8 protein-coding genes are annotated in these 7,304 nt (G+C 68.3%); 7 read left to right on the top strand and 1 reads right to left on the bottom strand.

The features are described 5' to 3' along the window. Positions 1 to 119 precede the first annotated feature (119 nt). Both aspS and AC1DHD_RS11995 read left to right on the top strand, forming a co-directional pair. Positions 120 to 1,901, top strand: coding sequence for an aspartate--tRNA ligase (aspS, locus tag AC1DHD_RS11990; RefSeq protein WP_476879930.1), 1,782 nt, complete (start codon positions 120 to 122; stop codon positions 1,899 to 1,901). A gap of 86 nt (positions 1,902 to 1,987) precedes the next feature. Further along, on the top strand, positions 1,988 to 2,821 hold the full coding sequence (locus AC1DHD_RS11995; RefSeq protein ID WP_476879931.1) for a GNAT family N-acetyltransferase: 834 nt from the start codon (positions 1,988 to 1,990) through the stop codon (positions 2,819 to 2,821). A 163-nt stretch (positions 2,822 to 2,984) separates the two neighbouring features. On the opposite strand, the gene AC1DHD_RS12000 is transcribed toward AC1DHD_RS11995, so the two are convergent. After that, a complete protein-coding gene (locus AC1DHD_RS12000; protein ID WP_476879932.1) occupies positions 2,985 to 3,632 on the bottom strand; it encodes an acVLRF1 family peptidyl-tRNA hydrolase in 648 nt (215 codons plus the stop codon). 76 nt (positions 3,633 to 3,708) lie between these two features. On the opposite strand from AC1DHD_RS12000, the gene AC1DHD_RS12005 reads away from it, so the two are divergent. From AC1DHD_RS12005 to AC1DHD_RS12025, 5 genes are all read left to right on the top strand, one after another. Beyond that, positions 3,709 to 5,133 (top strand): replication-associated recombination protein A, encoded by a 1,425-nt coding sequence (locus AC1DHD_RS12005; RefSeq protein ID WP_476879933.1) that lies wholly within the window; start codon positions 3,709 to 3,711, stop codon positions 5,131 to 5,133. Between the two features lie 182 nt (positions 5,134 to 5,315). Then, the gene (gene rpsD / locus AC1DHD_RS12010) at positions 5,316 to 5,942 is read left to right on the top strand and encodes a 30S ribosomal protein S4 (RefSeq protein WP_091251848.1); all 627 of its coding nucleotides are present in this window, start codon (positions 5,316 to 5,318) and stop codon (positions 5,940 to 5,942) included. Between the two features lie 145 nt (positions 5,943 to 6,087). Continuing rightward, complete coding sequence (locus AC1DHD_RS12015; RefSeq protein ID WP_476879934.1) at positions 6,088 to 6,462, top strand: DUF948 domain-containing protein; 375 nt, start codon at positions 6,088 to 6,090, stop codon at positions 6,460 to 6,462. A 25-nt stretch (positions 6,463 to 6,487) separates the two neighbouring features. Next, on the top strand, positions 6,488 to 6,775 hold the full coding sequence (locus AC1DHD_RS12020; RefSeq protein WP_476879935.1) for a DUF6167 family protein: 288 nt from the start codon (positions 6,488 to 6,490) through the stop codon (positions 6,773 to 6,775). Between the two features lie 168 nt (positions 6,776 to 6,943). Beyond that, the coding region (locus tag AC1DHD_RS12025; protein WP_476879936.1) for an alanine--tRNA ligase-related protein at positions 6,944 to 7,304 on the top strand (361 nt) is incomplete at its 3' end.

Raw genomic sequence — 7,304 nt, forward strand, 5'->3', positions numbered from 1 at the left:
CGGCGGTGCTGTTCGCTGGCCGTGGCGGGCAGGGCCTCTCCAGCGGGTAAACTCGAACGGGACCGTTCCTGTAGCGGTCCTCTTTAACATCACCCTGTTTTCCTTCTGAAAGGCGAGCTGTGCTGCGCACACACGACCTCGGATCCCTTCGCTCCGAGCACATTGGACAAACCGTAACCCTCGCCGGCTGGGTCGGCCGGCGTCGTGACCACGGTGGTGTCGCATTCGTGGACCTGCGCGACGCTTCGGGCGTCTCCCAGGTGGTCGTCCGCGAAGAAGAGGTCTTCCACAATCTCCGCAACGAGTTCGTGCTTCAGATCATCGGCACCGTCGCCAAGCGTCCCGAGGGCAACGAGAACCCCTCGCTGGCCACCGGCGAGATCGAGGTCATGGCCGAAAAGGTCACCATCCTCAACACCTCGGACCCGCTGCCGTTCCAGATTGACGAGCACGTTGAAGTGGGCGAGGAAGCACGGCTCAAGCACCGCTACCTGGACCTGCGCCGCCCCGGCCCCGCCCGCAACCTGCGCCTGCGCTCCGAGGCGAACCGGGTGGCGCGCGAATTGCTGCACCAGGACGGCTACGTCGAGATCGAGACGCCCACACTGACGCGGTCAACGCCGGAAGGTGCCCGCGACTTCGTGGTGCCCGCCCGCCTCGCGCCGGGATCCTGGTACGCCCTGCCGCAGTCCCCGCAGCTGTTCAAGCAGCTCCTGCAGGTCGGTGGCTTCGAGAAGTACTACCAGATTGCGCGCTGCTACCGGGACGAGGACTTCCGCGCGGACCGCCAGCCGGAGTTCACCCAGCTCGACATCGAAGCCAGCTTCGTGGAGCAGGACGACATCATTGGCCTCGGCGAGAACATCGTTAAGGCGCTCTGGAAGCTGATCGACGTCGAGATCCCCACCCCGATCCAGCGCATCACCTACAACGACGCGATGGCCCGCTACGGCTCTGACAAGCCGGACCTGCGCTTCGGCCTGGAGCTGACCGAACTCACCGAGTTCTTCAAGGACACGAACTTCGGCGTCTTCAAGGCTCCCTACGTCGGYGCCGTCGTGATGCCCGGCGGAGCCTCGCAGGCCCGCCGCGCCCTCGACGCCTGGCAGGAATGGGCCAAGCAGCGCGGCGCCAAGGGCCTCGCGTACGTCCTCTTCAAGGAAGACGGCGAACTCGCCGGCCCCGTAGCCAAGAACCTGACCGAGACCGAACGGGCCGGGCTCGCGGAGGCCGTCGGCGCCAACCCCGGCGACTGCATCTTCTTCGCCGCCGGCGAGAAGACCCCGTCCCGTGCCCTGCTCGGCGCGGCACGTGTGGAGATCGGCCACCGGACCGGCCTGATCAACCCCGCCGACTGGGCCTTCTGCTGGGTGGTCGACGCGCCGATGTTCGAACCCGCCGCCGCCGCAGTGGCCTCCGGCGACGTAGCTGTCGGCGCCGGCAAGTGGACGGCCGTGCACCACGCCTTCACCTCGCCGAAGCCGGAGTTCATGGACAGCTTCGACACCGACCCGGAAACCGCGCTGGCCTACGCCTACGACATTGTCTGCAACGGCAACGAAATCGGCGGCGGTTCCATCCGTATCCACCAGGGCGACATCCAGGAGCGGGTCTTCAAGGTCATGGGCCTCTCGCACGAGGACGCCCAGGAGAAGTTTGGCTTCCTGCTCGAGGGCTTCAAGTTCGGCGCGCCCCCGCACGGCGGCATCGCGTTCGGCTGGGACCGCGTGGTCTCGCTGCTCGCCGGCGTGGACTCCATCCGCGACGTCATCGCGTTCCCGAAGTCCGGCGGCGGCTACGACCCGCTGACCCAGGCGCCCGCGCCCATCACGGCGCAGCAGCGCAAGGAAGCCGGCGTCGACTTCAAACCGGAAACCAAGAAGGACGACGGCTCCAAGTAGCCTGAGTTGACTGGCAGCACGTGGCTCCCCGGGAAACCGGGGGGCCATTGCTGTCGGCGGACTGGATATTGAGGGAAGAGGACCGCATGGGACACGATGCGCCCGCCGCGCTGGAGGCACTCATGGATGCCGCGTGGCCGGCCGCCGACCGGGCGGACACCGCCGGGTGGGTGCTCCGCGCCGCCGCCGGAGTGACGCAGCGCGCCAACTCCGTCTGGCCCCGCGAACCCGGAGCGGACCCGCATGCGCAGCAGGCTGCGCTCCGGGAAGCGCGGCTCTGGTACCGGACTCGCCRCCAGCCCTTGATATTCCAGGTCTTTGACGGCGCAGAGTCCGGGCCGTTGAACACGCTCCTCGACACCGAAGGCTTCACCCGGCAGTCCGAAACCCTCGTGATGGCCCGGCACGGCGCGGGTACAGGCACCGGCGTCGCAGCGGGTGACCGCGGCGCCGTCGAACTCTCCAACGAGCCATCGGGGGAGTGGCTGCGGCTCTGGTGGAGCGTGGACGGCCGGGGCGACGATGCTGCCCTCGAGGTGGCCCGCGGCATCCTGACGGGCTGCCCGGCGCTATACGCACTTGTGCGGGACGACGACGGCGTCCCCGCCGCCGTCGGACGCCTCGCCCTGCCGGTGCTCGCCCCCGGGCGCTCCGTCGACACCCCGGCCGCGGATAGCAGTCAGTGGGGAGGGGTGTACTGCATGGCGACCCGTCCGGACGCACGGTGCCGGGGCTTCGGCGCGCGGGTACTGCAGGCCCTGCTGGACGACGGCAGCCGCATCGGCCTGGCGGGCTACTGGTTGCTCGTTACGGCGGCCAACACTGGCGCGCGGCAACTCTACGGCCGGGCCGGATTCACGGAGTCAGGCCGCTACCTCTACCGGCAGGAACGGCCCAAGCGCCACCTGACCGGCTGCTGACCCGCCCCACCACCCCGGGCCACCACCCGGCGCCATCACTCCGGGCCATTTCGACGGTTCCCTGTGCACTAGACGTATCTTCGCGTCGAGTAGGCACGGAACCGTCGAAACGGCCCGGCCCAGGCGGTGCTCAGGTGGCGCGCGAGGCGTCGCGGGGCGGGGCCTACGACGGCGGGTCGGTGACGTGGATCCGCACTGCGCAAACGTCGGCCGCGGCCTTCTTCAGCACCACCGCGCGCGGGTCCGGGACGTCCAGGAATGCCAGCCGGTCGAGCCCCGCATAACCTTTCAGCACGGGTTCGGCGAGCACCTCGTCGGCCAGGGTACGGTCCCCGCCCGGAGCCAGGTACTCGATGCTGTGGTCCGCGAAAATCCGGGCGGCGTGTGCGGCCACCGCCTCGACCAGGGCGTCCGCCTGGTTTGCCCGGCGCCGCGCAAACCGTTGCTGGGACCATCCGCCCGCTGCGGTGCGGGACTGCACGTGCCGGGTACCGGTCTTGGACGCGAGTACCCGCCCCTCGGAAACCGCCGCCACCGAATACCCGCCGCGGCGCACCAGGACCAGGCCCAGGCGCCGGGGCTGCGACGCCAACGACGCGAGCCGGGCAACCGGACCATCGCCGCGGCCCGGCCTGCCGGCGTCGGGCCACGGGGGCTGCAACAACGCCACGGCGCCGTCGGCCGCCACCAGCTGCAGGCCTGCGTCCAGTGATTCTTCCCGCAAATCGCCATGGCTGGCGCGGAACCTCTCCACCCAGCCGGCCAGCCGGTCGCCGGAGACGAATGCCACACGGGTCTCGGGGCTGGGCATGGCGGGGTCTCCAGTGTGAGGGGAAGGGGCGRCCGCCGTGTCGGGGCGGCCGCGGAACTAGAAGTAGCCTATCTATGTGGATGATCTCTTTGGCGCAGGACAGGACAACGCGTCCGCCAACAACGACGACGCCGACGAGGCCGGCCGGTCCCCGTCGAGCGGGAACTCCACCCCGCGCAGCCCCCTGGCGGTCCGCATGCGGCCGCGGAGCCTCGACGACGTCGTAGGCCAGCAGCACCTCCTGGGCCAAGGGTCGCCACTACGCCAGCTGGCTGCCGGCAGCGACGCCACCGGACCGGCGGGGCCGAGCTCACTGATTCTCTGGGGCCCCCCGGGGACGGGTAAGACCACCCTCGCCCACGTCATCGCCAAGGGTCCGGGGCGCAAGTTCGTTGAGCTCTCCGCGATCACCGCCGGAGTGAAGGACGTACGGCGCGTGATGGACGAGGCGCTCACCGCCCGGGACCTGTATAAAACCACCACCKTGCTCTTCCTGGACGAGATCCACCGCTTCAACAAGGCCCAGCAGGATGCGTTGCTTCCTGGCGTCGAAAACCGCTGGGTGGTGCTGGTCGCGGCCACCACGGAGAACCCGTCGTTCTCGGTGGTGTCGCCGCTGTTGTCCCGTTCGCTGCTGCTGACCCTCAAGCCACTCACCGACGCCGACGTCGAGGGGTTGCTCCGCCGGGCCGCCGAGGACGTCCGCGGCCTCAACGGCAAGGCCGAGCTCGACGACGAGGCCCTGGCCCACCTGGTCCGGCTCTCGGGCGGGGACGCCCGCCGGGCGCTGACGGCCCTGGAAGCCGCTGCCGGCGTCGCCTTCGGGGACGCGGACGACGCCGACGGCACCGCCGCGGAGCCTGCGGTCAGGATCGAGCTCAAGCACACGGAACGTGCCCTCGACGTCGCCTCGGTGCGCTACGACCGGGCCGGGGACCAGCACTACGACGTCGCCAGTGCCTTCATCAAATCCATCCGGGGGTCCGACGTCGACGCCGCACTGCATTACCTCGCCCGGATGCTGGAGGCGGGGGAGGACCCACGGTTCGTGGCCCGCCGGATCGTGATCTCCGCGGCCGAGGACGTGGGAATGGCGGATCCCACCGCGCTGCAGACCGCGGTGGCCGCAGCGCAGGCGGTGCAGCTGATCGGCATGCCCGAGGGSCGSATCATCCTGGCCGARGCCGTGGTGCACCTTGCCACCGCGCCCAAATCCAACGCCGCGTACATGGGGATCAACCAGGCGATCGCGGACGTCAGGGCCGGGCTTGGCAACGGCATCCCCGCCCACCTGCGGGACGCCCACTACCCGGGATCCAAGCAGCTGGGCCACGGCAAGGGCTACAAGTACGCCCATGACGCGCCGCATGCGGTGGCCACGCAGCAGTACCCGCCGGACGACCTCGTGGGCCGGAACTACTACGAACCGACCGGCAACGGCGCCGAGCGGGAGATCTCCACCCGGCTTGAGCGGCTGCGGAAGATCATCCGGGGCAAGTAGGGATCATGCTAGGATTGTCTGTTGTCTGGCAAGGCACGGACGCACAATCCACCGGTTTTCAGCGGTTGACGCTGATGTGATGGGTTTGCCCTGTGCCCAGTAGCAAAAGGCAGCGGTTGGCCRATGCTCTCCATCGTGGAGGCCAGTAACACTGACACACCGCAGATATTGGAAGGACACAAGTGGCTAACAACACTCGTGCTCGCCGTACCGCACGCCTCTCGCGTGCACTCGGCATCGCTTTGACCCCCAAGGCCGCCAAGTACATGGAGCGCCGCCCGTACGGCCCCGGTGAGCATGGCCGTGCCCGCAAGAAGCAGGACTCCGACTACGCCGTACGTCTGCGCGAAAAGCAGCGTCTGCGCGCCCAGTACGGCATCCGCGAAGCCCAGATGACCCGTGCCTTCGAAGAAGCACGCCGCACCAAGGGCCTGACCGGTGAAAACCTGATCGAACTGCTCGAAATGCGTCTCGACGCCCTCGTGCTGCGTGCAGGCTTCGCCCGCACCATCGCCCAGGCCCGCCAGCTGGTTGTGCACCGCCACATCCTGGTTGACGGCATCCGCGTTGACCGTCCGTCTTTCCGCGTCGGTGAGGGCCAGCTGGTCCACGTTCACAGCCGCAGCGAGACCATGCCTCCCTTCCAGGTGGCAGCGGCCGGCGCACACCGCGACGTTCTGCCCATGGTTCCGGCCTACCTGGACGTCAAGCTCGACGCCCTGCAGGCCCGCCTGGTCCGTCGCCCCAAGCGCTCCGAAATCCCCGTGACCTGCGAAGAGCAGCTCGTCGTGGAATTCTACGCACGCTAGATCCAGCGCGACACCTTACAAAGAAGCCCGTGGCAAGCGCCGCGGGCTTCTTTGTATGTAAGGTACTTGGGGGAGTTCTCCGATTGCCGTCCCGGCGCCGGAGGACCTTGCAGGAATCCACGGAGTTTCAAGGAGATGAACGTCTATGACTGGTGGCGATATTGCCGGCCTGATCGCGGCCGGGGTGTTTGCACTGCTGGTGCTGCTGCTCGCCGTGCCGATCCTGAAGCTCGGGGGCGTCTTTGACGAGGTGCGCAGCACCATCCGTTCGATCAGCGACGGCGCCACCCCCCTCATGGATGAGGTCACTGCCACCGTCTCCACTACCAACCAGCAGTTGAAGAAGGTTGACGGGATCTCCTCCAACGTCTCGGATGCCTCCGCCAACATCTCGGCGCTGTCCTCCCTGGTGGCCGCCACCGTCGGTTCCCCGCTGATCAAGGTGGCCGCGTTCAGCTACGGCGTCCGCTCCGCCTTCACGGCCCGCAAGAAACCCGCCACCGGCCGCCGCAGCCGCTGACCACGCCGACCTGACAGGAACTGACATGAACAGGATCATCTGGATGGGCATCGGGGTCGCGATCGGCGTCATCGCCTTCCGCAAGCTCACCGAGGCGCAGTCAACGCTTGGCCCCGAGGGCCTGAACCGTGCCGTCGGCCGCCTCGCCGACGGTGTGTACGATTTCGCCGACGCCGTCCGCGTGGGCATGCGCGAACGGGAGACCGAACTCCGCACGGCCCTCGGCGTGGACGTCGCGGCCGACGCCGGCGCGGACTCCGCCGCCGAGGCCCCCTACGGTGCCCTGCCGGGCCGGGGTGCGGTCCGGCGCTAGCCGGGAGAGAATGAGAAGCACCGGCGTCCCGCGGGATGCCTGCCGGAACCAGTCCGGTATTTCAAGCCTTCCGGAGGCGGCAGCACGGCGTTTGGCGCCACCACCAGCTGCCGGCCAGCATCCGGGAACCAACTATGCAGTGAATATTGAAGGGTAAGTAACCAGGTTATGAAGTCGCAGGAGATCACCAAGCGCTGGATCGACTTTTTTGTCAGCAAGGGCCACACCGCCGTGCCCTCGGCCTCCCTGGTCTCCAGCGACCCCTCCCTGCTGTTCACGGTGGCCGGTATGGTCCCGTTCATTCCGTACCTGACCGCCCGTGAGGAAGCACCCTACTCGCGGGCCACCAGCGTGCAGAAGTGCATCCGGACCGGCGACATCGAGGAAGTCGGCAAGACGGCCCGCCACGGCACCTTCTTCCAGATGTGCGGCAACTTCTCCTTCGGCGATTACTTCAAGGAAGACGCCATCAAGTTCGCCTGGGAACTGCTGACCACCAGCGTTGACGACGGCGGCTACGGCCTTCCGC

The organism is Arthrobacter sp. 05L45_2 (assembly GCF_056397525.1).